Below are 22,237 nucleotides of genomic sequence, written 5' to 3'. Positions count from 1 at the left end.
TGTGTAAAGCTGCTCTTGCGGATCCTGTCCAATGTTGCAGCTCGGTAACGAACTTTACAGTGAGTCAACTTTGGTGGCTCCCAGCGGCATTTGGGGTTTACGCTTCATGCCATGTGAGACGGGCCACACTGCCGCTGGGGGAGTGTGGACGTCTGTCTGGCGCTTCCGGCGCCGGTCTCACCCACACCACAGAAACAAGGAGGCGGAATGCGCTTGGGTCGTATTTCCAAAGCAGTGGGCGTGGCAGCAGCAGCTGCCATCGCCCTCAGCGCCTGCGCAGGCAACAGCGGCGGGACAACCCCGACCACCGCGGCCGCAGCAAGCAAGCAAGGCGGATCGGCTACCGTCGTAGAGGTCAACGCGTTCAACACGTTCAACCCGAACACGGCCGACGGCAACACTGACATTAACTCCAAGGTCAGCTACGCCACGCACTCGGGCTTCTTCTACATCGACAACAAGCTCAACGTTGTCCGCAACGAGAAGTTCGGCAAGATGGAAAAGGTCTCCGACGATCCGCTGACGGTCAAATACACCATCAACGACGGCGTGAAGTGGTCAGACGGCACGCCCGTCACCGCGGCCGACCTGGTGCTGCAGTGGGCCGCTTTCTCGGGCTACTACAACGACGCCGATGCCGACGCGAAGACCGGCACGTCCTACTTCTCCTACGCCGGTGACCCGACCGGCATTGCCCTCACGGACTTCCCGGAGCTCGGTGACGACGGACGCAGCATGACCCTGAAGTACTCCAAGCCCTTCGCGGACTGGGAAATCGCCATTGGCGGGCCCGGCGTCGACATCCCGGCCCACATCCTCGCCAAGAAGGCGGGCCTGGCCGACACCAAGGCGTTCATCGACCTCCTCAAGGGAATGCCCCGCGGCGACTCCAAGGCCCCGAAGCCGGCGAACGCGCAGCTGAAGGCCATGGCGGACCTGTGGAACACCGGCTTTGACACCAAGACCCTGCCGGCTGATCCGAGCCTCTACCTCTCCAACGGCCCGTTCATCGTCAAGAGCATCAACCAGGACCAGTCCCTGACCATGGTCAAGAACAAGGACTACAACTGGGGTCCGGTAGCCAACCTGGATGAAATCACCGTCCGCTACATCGGTGAGGCACCCGCCCAGGTCCAGGCACTGAAGAACGGCGAAGCCGACATCATCGCCCCGCAGGCATCCGCCGACACCGTGGAGCAGCTCAAGGCACTCGAAAGCCAGGGCGTGACGGTCGAGGTCGGCAACCAGCTCGCCTACGACCACATCGACCTGAACTACTCGGGCCCGTTTGCCGACAAGAACGTCCGCGAGGCGTTCATGAAGGCCGTCCCGCGCGCGGACATCGTCGACAAGATTGTCAAGAAGCTTGACCCGAAGGCCGCGCCGCTTGACTCCCAGCTCTTCGTTCCGGACCAGGCCCCGTACGCCGACTCCGTGAAGAACAACGGTTCCTCCGCGTACCAGGGTGTGGACATCGAGGGCGCCAAGAAGCTGCTCAACGGTGCCACCCCCGAAGTTCGCATCATGTACAACAAGGACAACCCCAACCGTGTCGACGCCTTCTCCCTGATCAGCGAGTCCGCCACCAAGGCCGGCTTCAAGATCGTTGACGGCGGCCTCGGCAAGTCCGACTGGGGCAAGGCCCTCGGTGACGGCAGCTACGACGCCACCATCTTCGGCTGGAGCAACTCCGGTGTCGGCGTGTCCGGCGTCCCGCAGATCTTCAAGTCCGGCAACGACTCCAACTTCAACCAGTTCAGCGACCCGGCAGCGGACAAGCTGATGGATGAACTGATTGTCACCACCGACAAGAGCAAGCAGGACGGCCTCGTTGCGCAGATCGACAAGATGATCTGGGATTCGGCCTACGGCCTTCCGCTCTTCCAGTCGGTTGGCGTGGACGCTTACAGCGACCGCATCACCGGTGTGAAGTACATGCCGAACCAGACCGGCGTTTGGTGGAACTTCTGGGAATGGGCACAGAAGTAGCCCGCGACCCCAAGTAACACTGCTGGAAAGGCGTCGGGACCACAGTTCTTCGGTCCCGACGCCTTTCTGGCGATATCCTGGCGATGCTGTGGTCCCGCCGCCACATCGGCGGGAACCGGCCAAACTCCGCGACCGGTCCGGGCAATCCCTGGGCCCGAACTCCGAGGTTCAATTCCAATGGTGACCTACATCTTCCGGCGGCTTGTGACTGCCGCCCTCATTCTTCTTGGCGCCTCCTACTTCGTGTATCTCCTGACAGCGGCGTCCGGCGATCCCCTGGAGGAATTCCGCGCCAACCCCACGCCGCAGAAGCAGCAGCTCATCGACGCGAGGACCGAGCTCCTGCAGCTGGACACCCCCGCCCCGCTGCGGTATTTCAAATGGTTTGGCGGCGCGGTCCAGTGCCTCATCCCGTTCGCCAACTCCTGTGACCTCGGGAAAAACATCGCCGGCCAGCCCATCACCGATGCCCTCGGCAACGCCCTGGTCCAGACCCTGACCCTGGTCACCGCGGCCACCGTGCTCGCCATCCTGATCGGCATCACCCTGGGCATCATCACCGCCCTGCGGCAGTACAGCACCCTGGACTACGGCGTGACCTTCATGGCCTTCCTGTTCTTCTCCCTGCCGATCTTCTGGGTCGCCGTCCTGCTCAAGGAATTCGGCGCCATCGGCTTCAACAACTTCCTGCGCAACCCCGACGTGCCGTTGCCCTCGGCGCTCGGCATCGGCGTCGTCGTCGGCGCACTGACAGCCGTCGCGGCGGGCGGGCCCATGAAGCGCCGGCTGCTGACCGGCGCCGTCGTCTTCGCCTTCGTCACCGCGGTGCTCATCTACTTCTCCGCCACGGAATGGTTCAAGACCCCGGGCCTCGGCCCGGTGATCATCGCCATCGCCGGCGCGGGCATCGCCTTCGCCGTCACCCTGCTCTCCGCCGGACTGAAGAACCGCAAGGCCCTGCAGTCGGCGCTCATCGCCGTCGGCGTCGGCGTCGTGCTGTACTTCCTCCTTCAGCCGCTGCTCAACGAGGCCACGTTCCTGATGATCGTGCTCCTGGCGGTCGCCTTCGTCCTGATCGGCATGGGCATCGGCTACCTGGTGGGCGGCTACGACCGCGGGCAGTCCATGCGCGCCGCGGCGATCACCTCGTTCCTGGTCGGCTTCCTGATCCTGCTGGACCGGTACATGCAGGCGTGGCCCACCTACTTCAACAACAGCCGTGTGCGTGGCCGGCCCATCGCCACCATCGGTGCCAGCACACCGAACATCGAGGGCGACTTCTGGGTCCTGGGCCTTGACTCCTTCACCCACCTGATCCTGCCCACCCTGGCCCTGATCCTCATTTCGCTGGCCAGCTATACGCGCTTCACCCGGGCCTCGATGCTGGAAATCATGAACATGGACTACATCCGCACGGCCCGGGCCAAGGGCCTGAGCGAGCGGACCGTCGTCATGCGCCACGCCTTCCGCAACGCCCTGATCCCGATCGCCACGATCGTGGCCTTCGACATCGGGGCACTGATCGGCGGTGCCGTCATCACCGAAACAGTCTTCTCGGTCCGCGGCATGGGCTTCCTGTTCCTGGACGGGATCGCGCACGTCGATCCCAACCCGGTCATGGGTGTCTTCATCTGCGTGGCCATCACGGCCATGGTCTTCAACCTCATCGCGGACCTCGCCTACTCCGCACTGGATCCGCGCGTAAGGGTAAAAGCATGAGCCAGCCAAGTCAGCAGGAAGTAATCATGGCCGAAGACGCCTCGCGCATGTCAGCCGCGGCAGGCATTGAGCCGGTCCTCGAGGCCAAGGGCCTCAGCCAGGGCCAGATCGTCCGCAAGCGGTTCCTCGGACACTCCGGCGCCATCATCGGCCTGGTGGTCTTCGCCCTGATCTTTGTCATGGCCTTCACCTCGGTGGGCTACCTGGGCATCCCGGGATGGTGGAAGTACACCCACGAGCAGGTCTCACCCCTGGTCAACGACGGCGCGCCGACCTCCTCGCTGTGGCCGCTGGCCTGGGGCGAACATCCGTTCGGCCAGGACCGGATCGGCCGCGACCTCTTCGCCATGACCATGCGCGGCGCGCAGCAATCCATCACCATCATGGTCGTGATCGGCCTCATTGCCGGCCTGATCGGCGTCGTCGTCGGTGCCATCTCCGGCTACTTCCGGGGCTGGGCCGAGGCCATCCTGATGCGCCTGACCGACGTCATCATCATCATTCCGGCCCTGCTCCTGGCCGCCGTCATGGCGCAGCTCGCCGGCCGCCGGGACCAGGGGAGCTGGTTCGCCTCCTTCGCCAGCACCAACGGCGTCCTGGCCCTCGGAATCTTCCTGGGCCTGATCAGCTGGGTCAGCCTGGCCCGCCTGATGCGCGGTGAATTCCTGTCCCTGCGCGAACGCGAGTTCGTGGATGCGGCGCGGATTTCCGGCGCCAGCAACGCGCGGATCATCTTCAAGCACATCCTGCCCAACGCCGTCGGCGTGCTGATCGTGAACGTGACCCTGACGATGTCCGCGGCGATCCTCACCGAGACGGCGCTGAGTTACCTGGGCGTGGGGGTCAAGGCCCCGGACACGTCCCTGGGCCTGCTCATCTCGCAGAACCAGCAGGCTTTCGCCACCCGGCCCTGGCTGTTCTGGTTCCCGGGCATGTTCATTGTGCTCATCTGCCTCAGCATCAACTTCATCGGTGATGGCCTGCGGGACGCGTTTGACCCGCGGCAGCGTAAATTCAACGCCAAGAAGGCGGCCGATCACGGCGGTCCCGCGGCGCAGGCAAGCGCTGTCACCGCCCTCGACGGGCCCGAACAGGAGGGTCCCACGCATGAGGGATACCGGCCCGGCGGCCCGGCTGACGGAACCCAGGGCAAGTAGATGCCCGCCCCCTGCAGGTCCGTGCTAGCCGGCGGTGACAGCCAGGTAGCTCGCCGCCAGGAGAAGTACGACGGCGCCAATCGCCACCCAGCGGACGGTGACGGTCGCGTCGGTGCCGTCCGCGTCGCCGGAGGAGAGCCGTCCGCTTTCCACCAGCTCGTGCCACCGTGCCCGCACCAGCATGGCAGCCTGGCCCGAGTCCGTGGTCTTCAGGTCGCCGGGACGGACCGACCTGCCTGGCCCGTACGTGGTGGCCGGCAGGCCGTGGAGGTCTTCCGGGCGGGCGTGGCGGCCACCCCAGATTCCGGGGGCGGGCGCGGCCCAGGAGGTGTAGCTCTTCTTCGCGGTGACGAGGGTGAGTGCGAAGCGGGTATCGACGTGCACCAGCGCGGCCCACGGGACCTCGATCGAGCGGAACGGATTTTCCAGGGTGACGCCGGCATCGTGCACCACAACGGACGGCATCCAGAACAGCTGCCAGCCCATGAAGCCGATGAACGCCAGCGGCGCGATGCCTGCCAGCGCTCCCGGGCCTGCCATGACCACCGTGACCACAACGCCGAACGCGGCTACCGCCCAGGACAGCCAGGCGAACCATTTATTCGTTCGTGCCTTGAACACTTCAACATTTCCGGCGTGCGGCGCAGAGCTCATGCCCCTAATAATTCAGTATTCCGAGCCGCAGCACTAATCCCCGGTGCGCCGGCGGCTCGGGCGGAAGGATGGCCTCATCATGACTGACTTCATCACCCTCGATCCGCCGGCGGCACCCGTGCCCGGCAAAGGTGAAACCATCCTGGAGGTCCGTGACCTCAGCGTGGATTTCGGCGTGGACAAGAAATGGGTCCCGGCCGCGATCGGCCTGAACTACGAGGTGCGCTCCGGCGAAGTCCTCGCCATCGTGGGGGAGTCCGGGTCCGGAAAAAGTGCCAGCTCCATGGCCCTCCTGGGCCTGCTCCCCAGTAACAGCCGTGTGACAGGAAGTGTCAAGCTCGCCGGCCGTGAGCTGCTGGGAGCCAACGAGGCCAATATCCGGGCCGTGCGCGGCAAGGACGTCGCGGTGATCTTCCAGGAGCCGATGACGGCCTTGAACCCGGTCTACACCGTGGGGTCGCAAATTGTGGAAACTGTGCGCCTGCACAACGAGGTTTCGCCGGAGGAAGCCCGGATCAGGGCCCTGCACATGCTGGATCTTGTCGAACTGCCCGATCCGGAAAAGGCCTTCCGCTCCTACCCGCACCAGCTCTCCGGCGGCCAGCGCCAGCGTGCCATGATCGCGCAGTCGCTCTCCTGCGACCCGAAGCTCCTGATCGCCGATGAACCCACCACGGCGCTCGATGTGACCGTCCAGGCCGAAATCCTTGACCTCATGCGCAATCTGCGGAACAAGCTGGACAGCGCAATCGTGCTTATCACCCACGACATGGGCGTGGTGGCCGATCTCGCCGACCGGATCGCCGTCATGCGCAAGGGCCTCATCGTGGAGACCGGGACGGCCGCGCAGATCTTCCACAACCCGCAGCACGAATATACCCAGGCGCTGCTGGCCGCGGTCCCGCACCTGGGCCAGGGCGGTGCGGATTCCGTGACGGAAGTGGACGTCACCGCCGCCCTCGCCGCGGCCACCCACGCCGAGATCCTCTCGATCCCGGAAGACGAGCTGATCCGGCGCGAGCGGGAGAACGCCGCCGCCCTGGCCGCAGCCGAGGCGGCCAGGCCGAAGGGCGAGCCGGTCCTGGAGCTCAGCGACGTCGCCATCGAGTACCCGAAGCAGGGCCGCGTGCCGGCCTTCCGGGCCGTGGAGGGGGCAAACCTGGTCATTTATCCCGGACAGGTGGTCGGCCTCGTGGGCGAGTCCGGCTCGGGCAAGACCACGATCGGCCGGGCCGCCGTCGGCCTCCTGCCCGTGGCGGCGGGCACCATGCGGGTCGTCGGGCAGGACATTTCCGCAGCCAAGAGGAACGGCCGTCAGCTCCACGAGATGCGCCGGCACGTCGGGATGGTGTTCCAGGACCCGTCCTCCTCCCTCAACCCCCGGCTGCCCATCGGTGAAAGCATCGGGGAGCCGATGTTCCTGGCCGGTGTCGCCAAGGGTGCCGAGCTGCAACACCGGATCGAGGCGCTCCTGGACCAGGTGGAACTCCCGCGCGATTACCGCAACCGCTACCCCCACGAACTCTCCGGCGGGCAGAAACAGCGCGTGGGCATCGCGCGTGCCCTCTCGCTCAAGCCGAAGCTGATGGTCGCCGACGAACCCACCTCCGCCCTTGACGTCTCCGTTCAGGCCAGGGTGCTCGATCTCTTCCAGAACCTGCAGAAAGAACTGGGATTCGCCTGCCTGTTTGTCACCCACGACCTGGCCGTCGTGGACGTGCTCGCGGACCGGATCTGCGTCATGCAGCGGGGCAGGATCGTGGAGCAGGGGACCCGGGACCAGATCCTGCGCAATCCCCAGGAGCCCTACACCCAGCGGCTCCTGGCGGCGGTTCCGCTGCCGGATCCCGACAAGCAGCGGGAGCGCCGTGAACTGCGCGCGCAGCTGCTTTCGGGGGCCAGCTGAGGCGTGCCCCGAGGGCCAAAAAACGGCTGATTCCAGTTAATCGAGGGTAACCCGGATCACATGACGGGCGAATACTACCAGCCGGTAGCGTGTGACTTGAAATACTTTGCGCTTGACGCTAACCGTCACGAGACTGTCGGATCACGGTTTGGCAACGGAGTTCCAACATTTGGACATTTAAGGGCTAGGCTACTTCCATATGTAGGCCACGTCACAGGGGATACCCCTGTGCCTGCTTACGGGGAAGCATAAGTTTTTCCCTCACGAACTCCCACAACTCATAGGAGGCGGAATGCGTTTTTCGCGCACTTCCAAAGCACTGGGCATGGTGGCCATCGCCGCCCTCGCCCTGACCGGATGCGGTGCCAGCGGCTCCGCAAACGGTAGCGGCAGCACCGGTGGCGACACCAGCAAAGTGATCCTCGCCGACGGCTCAGAGCCCCAGCGTCCCCTCATGCCGGCCGACACCAACGAGGTTGGTGGCGGCAAGGTCATCGACATGATCTTCGCGGGTCTGGTCAGCTACGACCCCAGCGGCAAGCCGGTCAACGAACTCGCCGAGTCGATTGAAGGCAAGGACGGCCAGCACTTCACCATCAAGGTCAAGAAGGACCAGAAGTTCACGAACGGCGAGGTCATCACGGCCAAGACCTTCGTCGATTCCTGGAACTTCGGCGCAGCAGCCAAGAACGCGCAGCTCAGCGGCGGGTTCTTTGAAAGCATCAAGGGCTATGACGAGGCCAGCGCAGAAGGCTCCACCGTCGAGACCATGTCCGGCCTGAAGGTCGTTGACGATCAGACGTTCACCGTCGAACTGAAGCAGCCGGAATCCGACTGGCCGCTTCGCCTGGGCTACACCGCGTTTGTTCCGGTTCCTTCCGGCGCCCTGAAGGACCCGAAGGGCTTCGGCGAGAAGCCGGTCGGCAACGGCCCGTACAAGCTTGCGGACGGCGGCTGGCAGCACAACGTGCAGATCCAGCTCGTCCCGAACCCGGACTACAACGGCCCGCGCAAGGCCAAGAACGCCGGCGTGACCTTCAAGATCTTCCAGAACGACGACGCCGCCTACCAGGACCTGCTGTCCAACAACCTGGACATCCTGCAGACCATCCCGACCAGCGCGCTGAAGAACTTCAAGTCTGACCTCGGCGACCGCACCATCAACAAGCCGTACGCCGGCAACCAGACCATCGCCATTCCGGAATACTTGCCGGAATGGACCGGCGAGGCCGGAAAGCTCCGTCGCCAGGCGATCTCCATGGCAATCAACCGCGACGAGATCACCAAGGTCATCTTCAATGGCGCACGCCAGCCCGCCAAGGACTTCACGGCTCCCGTGCTTGACGGCTACAGCGACGCGATCCCCGGTGCTGACAACCTGAAGTTCGATGCCACCAAGGCCAAGGAAGCCTGGACCAAGGCAGACGCGATCCAGAAATGGGACGCCAACGAGACCTTCACCATCGCCTACAACGCCGACAAGGGCGGACACAAGGCATGGGTTGAGGCAGTCGTCAACCAGCTCAAGAACACCCTCGGCATCAAGGTTGAAGGCAAGCCGTACGCCACCTTCAAGGAAGCCCGCAACGACGCCACCGCCAAGACCCTCACCGGCTCCATCCGCGCCGGCTGGCAGGCAGACTACCCGTCGCTGTACAACTTCCTCGGCCCGATCTACAAGACCGGTGCCGGCTCCAACGACGCTGAGTACGCGAACCCGACCTTCGACAAGGCTGTCTCCGACGGCCTGAACGCCTCGTCGGTCAGCGACGGCAACAAGGCCATGAACAAGGCCCAGGAGATTCTCCTCCAGGACCTGCCGGCCATCCCCCTGTGGTACCAGGTTGCCCAGGGCGGCTGGAGCGACAAGGTCACCAACGTTGACTACGGCTGGGACGGCGTCCCGCTGTACTACAACGTAACCGGCAAGTAACAACAAAACGACGGCGGGGGCCGCCCATACCGGGGCCTCCGCCGTCGTCGTGTTTCCCCCCAATTATTTTCTTGACGCCCGGTTCTTCGGGCGAACTTTTCGCAGCCCTGCCGCCGTGAGTGAACCGGCGCCGGCCTGCATCCATAGTGAAAAGGTTCTTTGATGAACAACTCCGCCGCATCCCTGGACAGGGTGCCTGCCAACGAGGGTGTGACTCGCTGATGTCGACCTACATCCTCAAGCGTTTCCTGCAACTGATTCCCGTCTTTTTGGGCGCAACACTGCTGGTGTACTTCCTGGTCTTCAGCCTGCCCGGCGACCCCATCGTGGCCTTGTTCGGCGACAAGCCGGTCAACGAGGCCGTGGCAGCCAAGCTGCGGGCGCAGTATCACCTGGACCAGCCGTTCTGGATGCAATACCTGCTTTACCTCAAGAGCATCTTCACGTTCGACCTCGGCCAGGACTTCTCCGGCCGTCCCATCGCCGCCGTGCTCGGCGAGGTCTTCCCCGTCACGGCGCGGCTGGCCATCATGGCGCTGATCTTTGAGGGTGTTTTCGGCATCGTCTTCGGCCTCATCGCAGGCCTGCGCAAGGGCAAGTTCTTCGACGCCACGGTTCTGGTCGCCTCCCTGGTCGTGATCGGCATCCCGATCTTCGTCCTCGGCTTCCTGCTGCAGTTCACCATCGGCGTCCAGCTGGGCTGGGCCAAACCGACCGTCAGTTCCGCCGCGACCGTCCAGGACCTCATCCTGCCGGCGATCGTGCTGGGGCTGGGCTCCTTCGCCTATGTCCTGCGCCTGACCCGCACGTCCGTCATCGAAAACATGAACGCCGACTACGTGCGCACCGCCACCGCCAAGGGCCTCTCCCGGTTCCAGGTGGTCCGCGTCCACATCCTGCGCAACTCCCTGATCCCCGTCATTACGTTCCTGGGCGCCGACCTCGGCGCCCTGATGGGCGGGGCAATCGTCACGGAAGGCATCTTCAACGTTCCGGGCGTGGGCAACCGGCTCTACCGGGCTGTGCTGTCGGGCGAAGGCCCCACGGTGGTCTCGATCGTCACCGTCCTGGTGCTGATCTACTGCCTCTCCAACCTGCTCGTTGACCTGCTTTACGGCTGGCTTGACCCGAGGATCCGCTATGACTCCTGAGAACACCCCCGCACGCCACGCCGTTTCCGTTCGTCCGGGCCGCCGGATCGAGCACTTCGTCGCCGACGTCTCCGAGACCCCGCTCCAGGTGACGGACCGGGTCAAGGACGAAGCCGCACCGCTGAGCCTCTGGGGCGAGGCCTGGAAGAACCTGCGCAAGCAGCCGCTCTTCCTGATCTCCGCGTTCCTGATCCTTGTGGTCGTGGCGGTCTCCATCTTCCCCGGACTCTTCTCGCCGATCGACCCGACGGCGGAGGCGTGCCAGCTGGCCAACTCCGACGCCGGACCGGCCGCGGGTCACCCCCTGGGCTTCACCCAGCAGGGCTGCGACGTCTACGCCCGTGTCATCTTCGGCACGCGCTCCTCGGTGACGGTGGGCCTTTTCACCACTATCGGAGTGCTCCTGATCGGCGGCATCATGGGTGCCGTGGCCGGCTACTACGGCGGCTGGATCGACTCCATCCTGGCCCGCATCAATGACATCTTCTTCGCCCTGCCCCTGATCCTGGGCGCGATCGTGCTCATGCAGCTGCCGATGTTCCGGACGAACCGGACGGTCTGGACGCTCGTGCTCATCCTGGTGGCCTTCGGCTGGCCGCAGATCGCCCGGATTACCCGTGGCGCCGTCATCGAGGTCCGCAACGCCGACTTCGTCACGGCCGCCAGGTCGCTCGGCGTATCGAAGTTCGGTGCCCTCATGCGCCACGTCCTGCCGAACTCGCTGGCTCCGATCATCGTCGTCGCCACCATCTCCCTGGGCACCTTCATCGTGGCCGAATCCACGCTGTCCTTCCTGGGCATCGGGCTGCCGCCCAGCGTCATGTCCTGGGGAAATGACATCCAGGCGGCACAGGCCTCGCTCCGGTCCAACCCGATGCCGCTGCTCTACCCGGCCATCGCGCTGTCCATCACCGTCCTGAGCTTCATCATGCTGGGCGATGCCCTGCGTGACGCGCTCGATCCCAAAGCCCGCAAGCGATGAAAGGGGACACCATGAGCGCCTCTGTTGATATCCAGGAAGTGGAGGTCGTCACCGACCGGCCGCTGCTCGAAATCCGGGACCTGGCCATCGGCTTCACCACCAGCAACGGTGAGGTCAACGCCGTCCGCAACGCCCACCTCACCGTCATGCCGGGCGAAACCGTCGCGATCGTGGGCGAGTCGGGCTCCGGCAAGTCCACCACCGCCCTGGCTGCCATCGGCCTGCTCCCGGGCAACGGCCGCGTCGCCGCAGGCCGGATCCTGTTCGACGGCGAGGACATCTCCAACGCCAGCGAAAAACGGATGATCGAACTCCGCGGCAACAGCATCGGCATGGTCCCGCAGGACCCGATGTCCAACTTGAACCCGGTGTGGAAGATTGGCGACCAGGTCCGCGAGACGTTGAAGGCCAACGGACTCCCGAGCGGCCCCGACGACGTCGCAAAGGTCCTGTCCCAGGCCGGGCTGCCGGACGCGGCAAGCCGTGCCAAGCAGTACCCGCACGAGTTCTCCGGCGGCATGCGCCAGCGCGCGCTGATTGCGATCGGGCTCTCCTGCCAGCCGCGCCTGCTGATCGCGGACGAGCCCACGTCGGCGCTCGACGTCACCGTGCAGCGCCAGATCCTCGATCACCTGGACAAGATGACGACGCAGCTCGGCACCGCGGTGCTGCTGATCACGCACGACCTCGGCCTCGCCGCCGAGCGAGCCGACCAGGTGGTCGTCATGTACCGCGGCCAGGTCGTCGAATCCGGGCCCTCCCTGGAGCTCCTGCAGAACCCTCAGCACCCCTACACGCAGCGGCTGGTGGCCTCGGCGCCGTCGTTGGCGTCCCGTCGTATCCAGGCCGCCAAGGAACTGGGCGTGGAAACCGACGACATGCTCGCCCCCACCGACACCGGTGTGGTTGAGCCGTCCAAGAGGGACGAGGTCCTGCAGATCCAGAACCTCAAGAAGGTCTTCAAGCTCCGCTCGGGCCTGGGCAAGTCCACGGACTTCACCGCCGTCGACGACGTCTCCTTCAGCGTCAAGCGGGGAACCACGACGGCGATCGTGGGGGAGTCGGGATCCGGCAAGTCCACGGTGGCGCAGATGGTCCTGAACCTCCTGACGCCGACCTCCGGCAAGATTATCTTCGACGGCGTGGACACCTCCACGCTGAACAGCAAGGAAATCTTTGCCTTCCGGCGCCGTGTGCAGCCGATCTTCCAGGACCCGTACGGTTCGCTGGACCCGATGTACAACATCTTCAGGACCATCGAGGAGCCGCTGCGGACCCACAAGATCGGGGACAAGGCCAGCCGCGAGAAGAAGGTCCGGGAGCTGCTGGACCAGGTGGCGCTGCCGCAGTCCACCATGCAGCGGTACCCGAACGAGCTCTCCGGCGGCCAGCGCCAGCGCGTCGCGATCGCCCGCGCCCTGGCCCTGGACCCGGAAGTGATCATCTGCGACGAGGCCGTCTCGGCGCTGGACGTGCTGGTGCAGGCGCAGGTGCTGAACCTGCTCGCCGAACTGCAGTCACGGCTCGGCCTGACCTACCTGTTCATCACCCACGACCTCGCGGTGGTCCGGCAGATCGCCGACCACGTGTGCGTCATGGAAAAGGGCAAGCTGGTGGAGACCGGGTCCACGGACGATGTTTTCGAATCGCCGCAGCGGGAGTACACCAGGGCGCTCCTTAACGCCATCCCGGGCGCCGGCCTCATGCTGCCGCCGGAAGTGGCCTGAGCCCGACGCTGTCCCGGGGCTCTGGACGTAATTCCAGCTAGCCCAGCACGCCAGTGGCACCACACGCCATTAACACAGGAGCCGGTGTCTGCCCGTCGGGCAGGCACCGGCTCCTTTGTTGTGCTGGCTGGTGTGCCGGCTGGTGTGCCGGCTGCTGCGCTGGTTGCTCTGCAGCCGGGTTCCTGTGCCGTGCAGCTTGCGGTTCGTGCTGCGGGGCCGGGGCTTCGTCCGGTGCCCGGTCCGGCGCTAGTGGTACAAACCGGCGAGGAGCGCCGGGTCCTGGTATTCCAGCCCCATCGCCTCCAGGCGCTGGCCGAAAACGGCGCCCAGGGCCGCGTGGCCGTGCCGGTTCAGGTGCACCCCGTCCGCCATCGAACCCGTGAGGTTGTACCGGGTGAGCCAGTCGCCCGCGCTGACGAACGGCAGCCCGTGCCGGTTCGCCACTTTCCCGAGAAGCGTGTCCACCTCGCTCCGGCGGCCTCCGCCATAGTGGGCGCCGCGCGCGAGGGTGCCGACCATCAGCACCCGGGCCGCGGGGTAGCGCTGCTGGATAATGGCGATCAGCCGCTCGGCATTTGCGACGATCTGCGCGTCCGAGGCGCCGCGCGCGGCGTCGTTCCCGCCGCCTTCGAGCACGACGAGGGGAGGAGTGCCGTACGGGAGTTTCCAGTCGCCGCGCTGGAGAGCGTCAATGTAGTTGCCCGTTTTGCCGTTCGACGCCACGTAGCCGGTGCCTCCCCGGCCGCAGAAGAAAACCTTGTAGCCCGCCGCGGCCAGCCCCTGCCTGGGCCATCCAAACGACGGTTCCGATTGCGAGTCGCCAATCAGCACCGCGGTGTTGCTGGAGTCCTTGACGATGACCTCGTTGCGGCCGTTGGCGGGATTGCGGTAGACGGAGCCGCCCGGCAGGCTGGCGGGATCGATACCGGAACCGATCCGCGCTTTGGCCGCGGAGCCTGCGGAGACAGGACCGCCGGAGCCTGCGGCGACAGGAACGCCGGCGCCGTTTGCCGCTCCGGCCTGGCCGGCGGATGCTTGCACGCCCGAAAGGCCGACGTCGGAAGAACCCGCGTCGTGCTCGGGTGAGGAAGGGGCCTGCCCGCAGCCGCTAAGAAGTGCGCCTACGGCGATCATCGTTGCGACGAAGCGGGACAGAGCCGAGGCGTTTCGCATGAATGTCTCCGGGCTTGCTTGCTGCTACTGAGCAATGATGGTGCATGCGGGCGGGAAAATCCAGTGACTTTACTCACGCGTAATGTATCAATTTGGCGCGCCCTTCCCGCGCCGGGAACGGCGGGGGAACCGGCGGCCGGACGGATTGCCTGGCGGGCGGGTGTTGGCATTTTAGGCCAATAAATGGCCTAGCCCTTAGACTTGTATCAGGTGCCCTGTGTCGAAAGGGCGTACCCGTCGTGCGTTCCGGTTGGAAATGTCGCGATACCACAGCTGACTTCACCACTGAATCGAGCAATAACGCATGTCTGAAACCACCACCAACACCGCGGTAGCCACTGCATCGCGCAGTGACCTGCGCAACGTCGCGATCGTGGCCCACGTTGACCACGGCAAGACCACTCTGGTCGACGCCATGCTCAAGCAGACCAACTCCTTTGCCGAGCACAACCACCTCGAAGACCGTGTCATGGACTCCGGTGACCTGGAACGCGAAAAGGGCATCACCATCCTGGCCAAGAACACCACGGTGGCCTACAACGGACCGTCCTCCAAGGGCGAGACCATCACCATTAACGTGATTGACACCCCCGGCCACGCGGACTTCGGCGGCGAGGTCGAGCGCGGCCTGTCCATGGTCGACGGCGTCGTCCTCCTCGTCGATGCATCTGAGGGCCCGCTGCCCCAGACCCGTTTCGTGCTGCGCAAGGCCCTCGCCGCGCACCTGCCGGTGATCCTCCTGGTCAACAAGACCGACCGCCCCGACGCTCGGATCGAAGAAGTCGTCCACGAGTCCATGGACCTGCTCCTGGGCCTGGCCTCCGACCTCGCGGACGAAGTTCCGGACCTGGACCTGGACAAGATCCTCAACGTCCCCGTCGTCTACGCCGCCGCCAAGGTCGGCCGCGCTTCCCTCGAGCAGCCCGCCGACGGCAGCGCCCCGGAGAACGAGGACCTCGAGCCGCTCTTCAACGCCATCATCGAGCACATCCCGGCCCCGACCTACAACCCGGAAGGTGTCCTGCAGGCGCACGTCACCAACCTGGACGCCTCGCCGTTCCTCGGCCGCCTCGCGCTGCTGCGCATCTACAACGGCACCCTGCGCAAGGGCCAGACCGTGGCCTGGGCCCGTGCCAACGGTGAACTGAAGAGCGTCAAGATCACCGAACTGCTGGCCACCAAGGCCTTGGACCGCGTGCCGACCGAATCCGCCGGCCCCGGCGAGATCGTCGCCGTCGCCGGTATCGAGGAGATCACCATCGGTGAGACCCTGACCGACGTCGAAAACCCGCAGCCGCTGCCGCTGATCACCGTTGACGACCCGGCCATCTCCATGACCATCGGTATCAATACTTCGCCGCTGGCCGGCAAGGTCAAGGGCGCCAAGGTCACGGCCCGCCAGGTCAAGGACCGTCTGGACAAGGAACTGATCGGTAACGTCTCCATCAAGGTGCTCCCCACCGAGCGTCCTGACGCCTGGGAAGTCCAGGGCCGTGGCGAGCTCGCGCTGGCCATTCTGGTCGAGCAGATGCGTCGCGAAGGCTTCGAGCTGACCGTGGGCAAGCCGCAGGTTGTCACCAAGACGGTCGACGGCAAGGTCCACGAGCCGATGGAGCACATGACCATCGACGTGCCGGAAGAATACCTCGGCGCCGTCACTCAGCTCATGGCAGCCCGCAAGGGCCGCATGACCAACATGGCCAACCACGGCACCGGCTGGTGCCGCATGGAGTTCATCGTTCCGGCCCGTGGCCTGATCGGTTTCCGCACCAAGTTCCTCACGGACACCCGTGGCGCCGGCATCGCCGCCTCGATCTCCGAAGGCTACGAGCCGTGGGCCGGCCCGATCGAATACCGCACCAACGGTTCGATGATCGCCGACCGCGCCGGTGTTGTGACCCCGTTCGCCATGATCAACCTGCAGGAGCGCGGCTCCTTCTTCGTCAAGCCCACCTCCGAGGTTTACGAGGGCATGATCGTCGGCGAGAACTCCCGCGCCGATGACATGGACGTCAACATCACGAAGGAAAAGAAGCTCACCAACATGCGTGCGGCTTCCTCGGACACCTTCGAGAACCTGACGCCGCCGCGCGATCTGACCCTCGAAGAGTCCCTCGAATTCGCCCGCGAAGACGAGTGCGTTGAGGTTACCCCGGATTCCATCCGCATCCGCAAGGTTATCCTGGACACCAACGAGCGTGCCAAGGCCAACCGCGCCCGCGCCAAGGTCTGATCCCGGATTCCGGGCTTCGGCTAAAACGTGACTAAGAGAGCTGCCGGGACGGCAGGCGGCATTGCCGCCGCCGTCCCGGCAGCTCTTTTTGTTGCCCTGGCCGGCACGGCCCTGCACCGGCACGATCTGGTTCTCGGCGGGATGCAGATTCCGTGGGGAGCGGCGGCGGCCCTGCTCCTGCTGGGCTCTGCCGAAGTATGGCTTGGGGCGGCGTTCCGGTCCGTCATTCCGACCGCCGTCTGCGGGCTCGTCTGCTATGCGCTCATCGGCTGGTGGTCCACCCTGGAGACAGGAAAGCGCCTGATCATCGGGGACACCGCAGGCAACATCTGGGTCTTCGGCATCGCCGGCATTACCCTGGCCATGCTCCTCTGGTGCCGGCGGTACAGGCTGCCCACCGGCTAGGCCCTCACGGGACATGCCCCCTGCACTCCGTGAGCTGCTTGAACTGAACTGCTGGACTGAACTGCTGGACTGAACTGCTGGACTAAGACTGCTGAACTGAACTGCTGGACTGGACTGGACTGCTGGACTGAACTGCTGGACTGCTCCCCGGGGGACATGCTCATTTTTTGCGCCCTCGAGTGGGCTCGATGGCATTATGTCCGGCGCGGGGCTGGCGCACGGGACATGTCCCCTCCTCCCGGCGGGACATGTCCGGCGCCACCACCGACCTGTGGACATGCCCCACCTGCACTCCGTGAGCTGTTTGAACTGAACTGCTGAACTTGAACTGCTCCCCCCGGGGGGACATGCTCATCTTTTGCGCCTTCGAGTGGGCTCGATGGCATTATGTCCGGCGCTGGGCTGGCGCACGGGACATGTCCCCTCCTGCCCGCGGGACATGTCCGGCGGCACCACGGAACTGGGGACATGCCCATTGACACGCCTGACCGGATGGCGGACAGCCTTGGCTCGGCAGCTCTTTAGTTCTCCACATAGCGCGGGATCTGACTACCCGGGCGCCGCGTACGACTTCACCATGGGTGAATGGCCAACATCATCGAGGTGCTCTCCAAGTACGACGGCGTTGCGCGCGCCAAATACCTCGCCGCGGCGGGGGTATCCGATTTCCAGCTCAAGTCGGCGATGGCCGCGGGTACCGTGTCCCGGGTTGCCCGTGGCGTCTATGCCTTGCCCGGCGCCGACGCGCAGCTGATCTCCATACGCTCGCTTCCAGCAGAGCCGGCCTGCATCACCGCTGCACACTACGGCGGGCTGTGGGTTCTCAAATCCCCGGCGCAGCCGCACGTAGCCCTCACTCACAGCAGGAGTTACCAGGGCTTCGTCTGTCACCGGGCATCCACGCCGCCGACGCTCCTGGACACCGTCGTCCAGTGCCTGCGCTGCCTGCCGGAGCTGGACGGACTGATCGTCGCCGAGTCCGCCGTCGTGGTCAAGGGACTCCAATTGGCGTCCCTGCGCCGGCGGCTCGATGGCAGGAACGACGCCCGTGAGCGCCGAATCGTGTCGGGCATCGTTCCGCAGTCGCAGTCCCTGATCGAGTGCCTGGCCCGATTTCTTCTGCGGCGTGCCGGCTTCCATGTCGAGTCCCAGGTCAACGTTCCGGGAATGGGCCATCTGGACCTGATGGTCGATGGCCGCCTCGGCATAGAGACCGATGGGGCCGGATTCCACATGGACAGGACGAGCTTCGAGGAGGACCGGCGGCGCTGGAACGTCACAACGCGCCGGGGAATTCCGACATTGGTTGTGAGCTACCAGCTGCTGAAGGATCATCCCGAGGAATTCATCACCATGGTCCGGGAAGCCCTGAACACGTTGTCTGCCGCCGCTTAGGGCTGGTTGCGGGTTCTCTCTTCTTGCGCGCTTGCATGGCGCCCACACAGTGCCCAGGCCGCAACTCGTCATGTGCTGAGCTGCATCCATTTATCACTGAACATGCGCCTTGTTGCCTCGACCCACCACTGGACATGTCCCGTTTTGCGTGGGTTCACCACTGGACATGTCACGTGCTGGCCGTCACCAATGGAGATGATGCTGATATGTCCATTGGTCCGTACATGGGGAGAGCATGTCCATCGGCTACACGTGATCTGGGAGGGCATGTCCACTGGGCGTTGCCAGGGGAGGGCATGTCCCGTCGGCGGCCTGACAGTAAGGTGTCCCGCCGCCGTCGCGCCGCTCCGGAGAGCCGCCGGCTACGGGGACTGCACCCGCGGGGCCCGACGAGGAGGGGCCGGGGGGACTTCCTTGGCAGCCACGACGAGGGGGAGTGCGATGACGACGTCGGAGCGGCGCGTGCGGACGGTGCACACGTCGTCGGCACGCTGAACCAGTTCGCCAAGCGCATCTGTGAAGCCGCCGTCGATCCGGTACCGGACCACAACGCGGGTGCCGAGCGGTGCGCCGGAGAGGAACTGCTGGGGCAGGGGCAATGGCGAGCTCATCAGATCATAGTAAGACGCGGACGGTGTATGACGCCCGGCTAGGTTCGCGGGAACAGGCTGGGAGATAATAGGCTCGGAAGTCAGCAACCCCGGCGCTCAGGCCGGGAAACCATCCGGCCGGTCGCCGGAACCAACGTGGAGAGGCCAGGGACGTGACGTACGTAATCGCGCAGCCGTGTGTAGATGTCAAAGATAAGGCATGTATTGAAGAGTGCCCCGTCGATTGCATTTACGAGGGTGAGCGCTCCCTGTATATCCACCCGGACGAGTGCGTGGACTGCGGTGCCTGCGAGCCGGTCTGCCCCGTCGAGGCAATTTACTACGAGGACGACACCCCCGAAGAGTGGGCCGACTACTACAAGGCCAATGTCGAGTTCTTCGACGAGCTCGGCTCTCCGGGCGGCGCCGCGAAGGTCGGCAACACCCACACCGACCACCCCATGATCGCCGCCCTGCCGCCGCAGAACCAAGACAACTAGGACGGCGCCACGGTGACCTCCGCGGTGCGCACTTTCGGCCTGAGCCTGCCCGACTACCCGTGGGAGGCCATGGCGCCGTACCTCGCCACGGCCGCCCGGCACGCGGCGGGAACCGTCAACCTCTCCATCGGAACCCCGGTGGACCCGACGCCGGATCTCATCCAGGACGCGCTGCGCGCCGCCGCGGACGCCCCCGGGTATCCCACGGTCCACGGAACGCCGGCCCTCCGGGAAGCTATCGCCAGCTGGTTTGAACGCCGACGCGGCGTGCCCGGGCTGGATCCGCAGAACGTGATGCCGACTGTGGGTTCCAAGGAACTCGTCGCGTGGTTGCCGTTCCTGCTCGGCCTGAAGACAGGCGACGTCGTCGTCCGCCCCACGGTTGCCTACCCCACGTACGATATCGGAGCCACCTTCGCCGGTGCGGAACAGATCGCCGCCGATGACCTCGACGAGCTCGACGCCGGAACCCGGGCCCGGGTGCGCCTTATCTGGGTCAATTCACCGGCCAACCCCACAGGCAGTGTCCGGGACATCGCGTCGTTGCGGCGGATCGTCCGGCAGGCCCGTGAGATCGGCGCAGTCGTCGCATCCGACGAATGTTACGCCGAACTCGGCTGGGGGGAGTGGGACGTCCAGCGCGGCGGCGCCCCGGTCCCCAGCATCCTGGACCCGCAGGTCGCGGAAGGCTCCCACGAGGGCCTGCTCGCCGTCTATTCGCTCAGCAAACAGTCCAACGTGGCCGGCTACCGGGCGGCATTTGTCGCCGGCGATCCGGCGATCATGGCGAACCTGGTCAACAGCCGCAAGCACGCCGGCATGATCGTTCCCTATCCGGTCCAGGAGGCCATGCGCGTCGCGCTCGGCGATGACGCCCACGTCGCGGCACAGAAGGACCTCTACAGGGGCCGGCGGGAGCGGATCGTGCCCGCGCTGGAGGGCTTCGGCCTGACGATCCACGAGTCCCGGGCAGGCCTTTATCTGTGGGCCACCGCAGGCGAGGCGACGTGGGACACCGTGGGACGTCTCGCGGACCGCGGAATCGTCGTCGGGCCCGGGGTTTTCTACGGCGAGGCCGGCAACGGGTTCGTCCGGGTGGCGCTGACTGCCAGTGATGAGAGGATCGACGCCGCCGTATCTCGGCTGGCCACAGGAGCGTAACAATGCTGTGACGCGTACCACATGTGGCCTTTTGGCGCCCTTCCGGATTAGTGCCACCCGCGAAGTGAAGGTACTTTTTAACTGACGATCAATGGTGGCTTTCCACAAGAAGGCAGCGCAGCCTTTGGAAATCCTGTCCGCAGGATCCGCGGGCAGCTTCACCAGATGTTGGACCAGCTTTCGACAGAGGCCCCGATGCCTCATGAGGAGACTCCATGACTGAAACCACCAGCGCAACCCTGCGCCATGCCGGCGGCGAGCTCGAACTCCCGCGCATCAAGGTTGTAGAAGGAAACGAAGGCTACGACGTTTCCAAGCTGCTGAAGCAGACCGGCGCCGTCGCCTTCGACCCCGGTTTCATGAACACCGCGGCCACCACCTCGGCGATCACCTACATCGACGGCGACGCCGGCATCCTGCGCTACCGCGGCTACCCGATCGAGCAGCTTGCCCAGCACTCGAGCTTCCTGGAAGTTTCCTACCTGCTGATCTACGGCAACCTCCCGACCCCCACTGAGCTGGAGTCCTTCGACCAGAGGATCCGCCACCACACGCTGCTGCACGAGGAACTCAAGGGCTTCTTCAGCGGCTTCCCCCGGGACGCCCACCCGATGCCGGTGCTGTCCTCGGCCGTGTCCGCGCTCTCGACGTTCTACCAGGACTCGCTGGATCCGTTCAACGCCGAGCAGGTGGAAGTCTCCACTATCCGACTCATGGCCAAGATGCCGGTCATCGCCGCCTATGCCCACAAGAAGTCGATCGGCCAGCCCATGCTGTACCCGGACAACTCGATGAACCTTGTGGAGAATTTCCTGCGCCTCAGCTTCGGCCTGCCGGCCGAGCAGTACGAGGTGGACCCGGTGGTCGCCAAGGCCCTGGATCTACTCCTGATCCTGCACGCCGACCACGAGCAGAACTGTTCCACCTCCACGGTCCGCCTGGTCGGCTCCTCGAACGCCAACCTGTTCGCGTCCGTCTCCGCCGGCATCAACGCCCTCTTCGGCCCCGCCCACGGCGGCGCCAACGAGGCCGTCCTGAAGATGCTGCGGCAGATCCAGGCCGACGGCGTCAAGCCGGAGGACTACATGGAGAAGGTCAAGAACAAGGAAGACGGCGTCCGCCTCATGGGCTTCGGGCACCGGGTCTACAAGAACTACGACCCCCGTGCCAAGATCATCAAGGCCACGGCCCACGAGGTCCTCAGCAAGCTCGGCGGAAACGACGAGCTGCTGGACATCGCCATGCGCCTGGAAGAGAAGGCCCTGGGCGATGACTACTTCATCCAGCGTAAGCTTTACCCCAACGTGGACTTCTACACCGGCCTGATCTACAAGGCCATGGGCTTCCCCGAAAAGATGTTCACCGTGCTGTTCGCCATCGGACGCCTGCCGGGCTGGATTGCCCAGTGGCGCGAGATGATCAGCGACCCGAACACCAAGATCGGCCGCCCGCGCCAGCTCTACGTCGGCGAGCCGGAGCGCAACTACCCGTCGCTGTAATGGCGCCGCCCGCAACGGCGCCGCCCGTTTAGGGCACCTGCCGTTTACGGCACCTGCGTTTGG

At 65.1% G+C, this 22,237-nt stretch carries 17 protein-coding genes; 14 read left to right on the top strand and 3 right to left on the bottom strand.

Annotated features, from left to right (window positions below; translation table 11 throughout):
• Window positions 1-207 precede the first annotated feature (207 nt).
• The 3 genes from LDO15_RS16020 to LDO15_RS16010 all read left to right on the top strand — a co-directional run bounded on the left by LDO15_RS16020 (window position 208) and on the right by LDO15_RS16010 (window position 4,865).
• Entirely contained in the window at window positions 208-1,989 is a 1,782-nt protein-coding gene (locus LDO15_RS16020; RefSeq protein ID WP_223980065.1) for an ABC transporter family substrate-binding protein, read from the top strand.
• A 177-nt stretch (window positions 1,990-2,166) separates the two neighbouring features.
• Window positions 2,167-3,708 (top strand): ABC transporter permease, encoded by a 1,542-nt coding sequence (locus LDO15_RS16015; protein WP_223980063.1) that lies wholly within the window; start codon window positions 2,167-2,169, stop codon window positions 3,706-3,708.
• 26 nt (window positions 3,709-3,734) lie between these two features.
• Entirely contained in the window at window positions 3,735-4,865 is a 1,131-nt protein-coding gene (locus tag LDO15_RS16010; protein ID WP_223987475.1) for an ABC transporter permease, read from the top strand.
• 24 nt (window positions 4,866-4,889) lie between these two features.
• Here the strand turns inward: LDO15_RS16010 and LDO15_RS16005 are convergent, their stop codons facing one another.
• Window positions 4,890-5,519: a PH domain-containing protein gene (locus tag LDO15_RS16005; protein WP_223980062.1), complete on the bottom strand. Its 630-nt coding sequence runs from the start codon at window positions 5,517-5,519 to the stop codon at window positions 4,890-4,892.
• A 79-nt stretch (window positions 5,520-5,598) separates the two neighbouring features.
• On the opposite strand from LDO15_RS16005, the gene LDO15_RS16000 reads away from it, so the two are divergent.
• The 5 genes from LDO15_RS16000 to LDO15_RS15980 all read left to right on the top strand — a co-directional run bounded on the left by LDO15_RS16000 (window position 5,599) and on the right by LDO15_RS15980 (window position 13,218).
• Complete coding sequence (locus LDO15_RS16000) at window positions 5,599-7,425, top strand: ABC transporter ATP-binding protein (protein WP_223980061.1); 1,827 nt, start codon at window positions 5,599-5,601, stop codon at window positions 7,423-7,425.
• A gap of 292 nt (window positions 7,426-7,717) precedes the next feature.
• The gene (locus tag LDO15_RS15995) at window positions 7,718-9,358 is read left to right on the top strand and encodes an ABC transporter substrate-binding protein (RefSeq protein ID WP_223980060.1); all 1,641 of its coding nucleotides are present in this window, start codon (window positions 7,718-7,720) and stop codon (window positions 9,356-9,358) included.
• 221 nt (window positions 9,359-9,579) lie between these two features.
• Window positions 9,580-10,509, top strand: a complete 930-nt coding sequence (locus LDO15_RS15990; protein ID WP_223980059.1) for an ABC transporter permease — start codon at window positions 9,580-9,582, stop codon at window positions 10,507-10,509.
• Window positions 10,499-11,491 (top strand): ABC transporter permease, encoded by a 993-nt coding sequence (locus LDO15_RS15985; RefSeq protein ID WP_223980058.1) that lies wholly within the window; start codon window positions 10,499-10,501, stop codon window positions 11,489-11,491. The genes LDO15_RS15990 and LDO15_RS15985 overlap by 11 nt, the downstream gene beginning before the upstream one ends.
• Window positions 11,492-11,502: 11 nt before the next feature.
• Entirely contained in the window at window positions 11,503-13,218 is a 1,716-nt protein-coding gene (locus LDO15_RS15980) for an ABC transporter ATP-binding protein (RefSeq protein WP_223980057.1), read from the top strand.
• Window positions 13,219-13,464: 246 nt separating this feature from the next.
• On the opposite strand, the gene LDO15_RS15975 is transcribed toward LDO15_RS15980, so the two are convergent.
• Complete coding sequence (locus LDO15_RS15975; protein ID WP_223980056.1) at window positions 13,465-14,391, bottom strand: SGNH/GDSL hydrolase family protein; 927 nt, start codon at window positions 14,389-14,391, stop codon at window positions 13,465-13,467.
• Between the two features lie 304 nt (window positions 14,392-14,695).
• Here LDO15_RS15975 and typA point away from each other — a divergent pair, with 304 nt between their 5' ends.
• From typA to LDO15_RS15960, 3 genes are all read left to right on the top strand, one after another.
• Window positions 14,696-16,624, top strand: a complete 1,929-nt coding sequence (gene typA, locus LDO15_RS15970; RefSeq protein WP_223980054.1) for a translational GTPase TypA — start codon at window positions 14,696-14,698, stop codon at window positions 16,622-16,624.
• Between the two features lie 27 nt (window positions 16,625-16,651).
• Window positions 16,652-17,029, top strand: a complete 378-nt coding sequence (locus LDO15_RS15965; protein WP_223980052.1) for a hypothetical protein — start codon at window positions 16,652-16,654, stop codon at window positions 17,027-17,029.
• 585 nt (window positions 17,030-17,614) lie between these two features.
• Entirely contained in the window at window positions 17,615-18,424 is an 810-nt protein-coding gene (locus tag LDO15_RS15960) for a type IV toxin-antitoxin system AbiEi family antitoxin domain-containing protein (RefSeq protein WP_223980050.1), read from the top strand.
• Between the two features lie 362 nt (window positions 18,425-18,786).
• On the opposite strand, the gene LDO15_RS15955 is transcribed toward LDO15_RS15960, so the two are convergent.
• Entirely contained in the window at window positions 18,787-19,035 is a 249-nt protein-coding gene (locus LDO15_RS15955) for a hypothetical protein (protein ID WP_223980048.1), read from the bottom strand.
• A gap of 152 nt (window positions 19,036-19,187) precedes the next feature.
• Here LDO15_RS15955 and fdxA point away from each other — a divergent pair, with 152 nt between their 5' ends.
• From fdxA to LDO15_RS15940, 3 genes are all read left to right on the top strand, one after another.
• A complete protein-coding gene (gene fdxA / locus LDO15_RS15950; RefSeq protein ID WP_026266493.1) occupies window positions 19,188-19,514 on the top strand; it encodes a ferredoxin in 327 nt (108 codons plus the stop codon).
• Between the two features lie 12 nt (window positions 19,515-19,526).
• A complete protein-coding gene (gene dapC, locus LDO15_RS15945; RefSeq protein ID WP_223980047.1) occupies window positions 19,527-20,675 on the top strand; it encodes a succinyldiaminopimelate transaminase in 1,149 nt (382 codons plus the stop codon).
• Window positions 20,676-20,890: 215 nt separating this feature from the next.
• Window positions 20,891-22,174, top strand: coding sequence for a citrate synthase (locus LDO15_RS15940; RefSeq protein WP_223980046.1), 1,284 nt, complete (start codon window positions 20,891-20,893; stop codon window positions 22,172-22,174).
• Window positions 22,175-22,237: the final 63 nt, after the last annotated feature.

Origin of the sequence: Arthrobacter sp. NicSoilB8, assembly GCF_019977355.1 — a bacterium.
GTDB lineage: Bacteria > Actinomycetota > Actinomycetes > Actinomycetales > Micrococcaceae > Arthrobacter.
The sequence above is the reverse complement of the archived record's forward strand: the minus strand, read 5'-3'. Positions and strand labels throughout refer to the sequence as shown.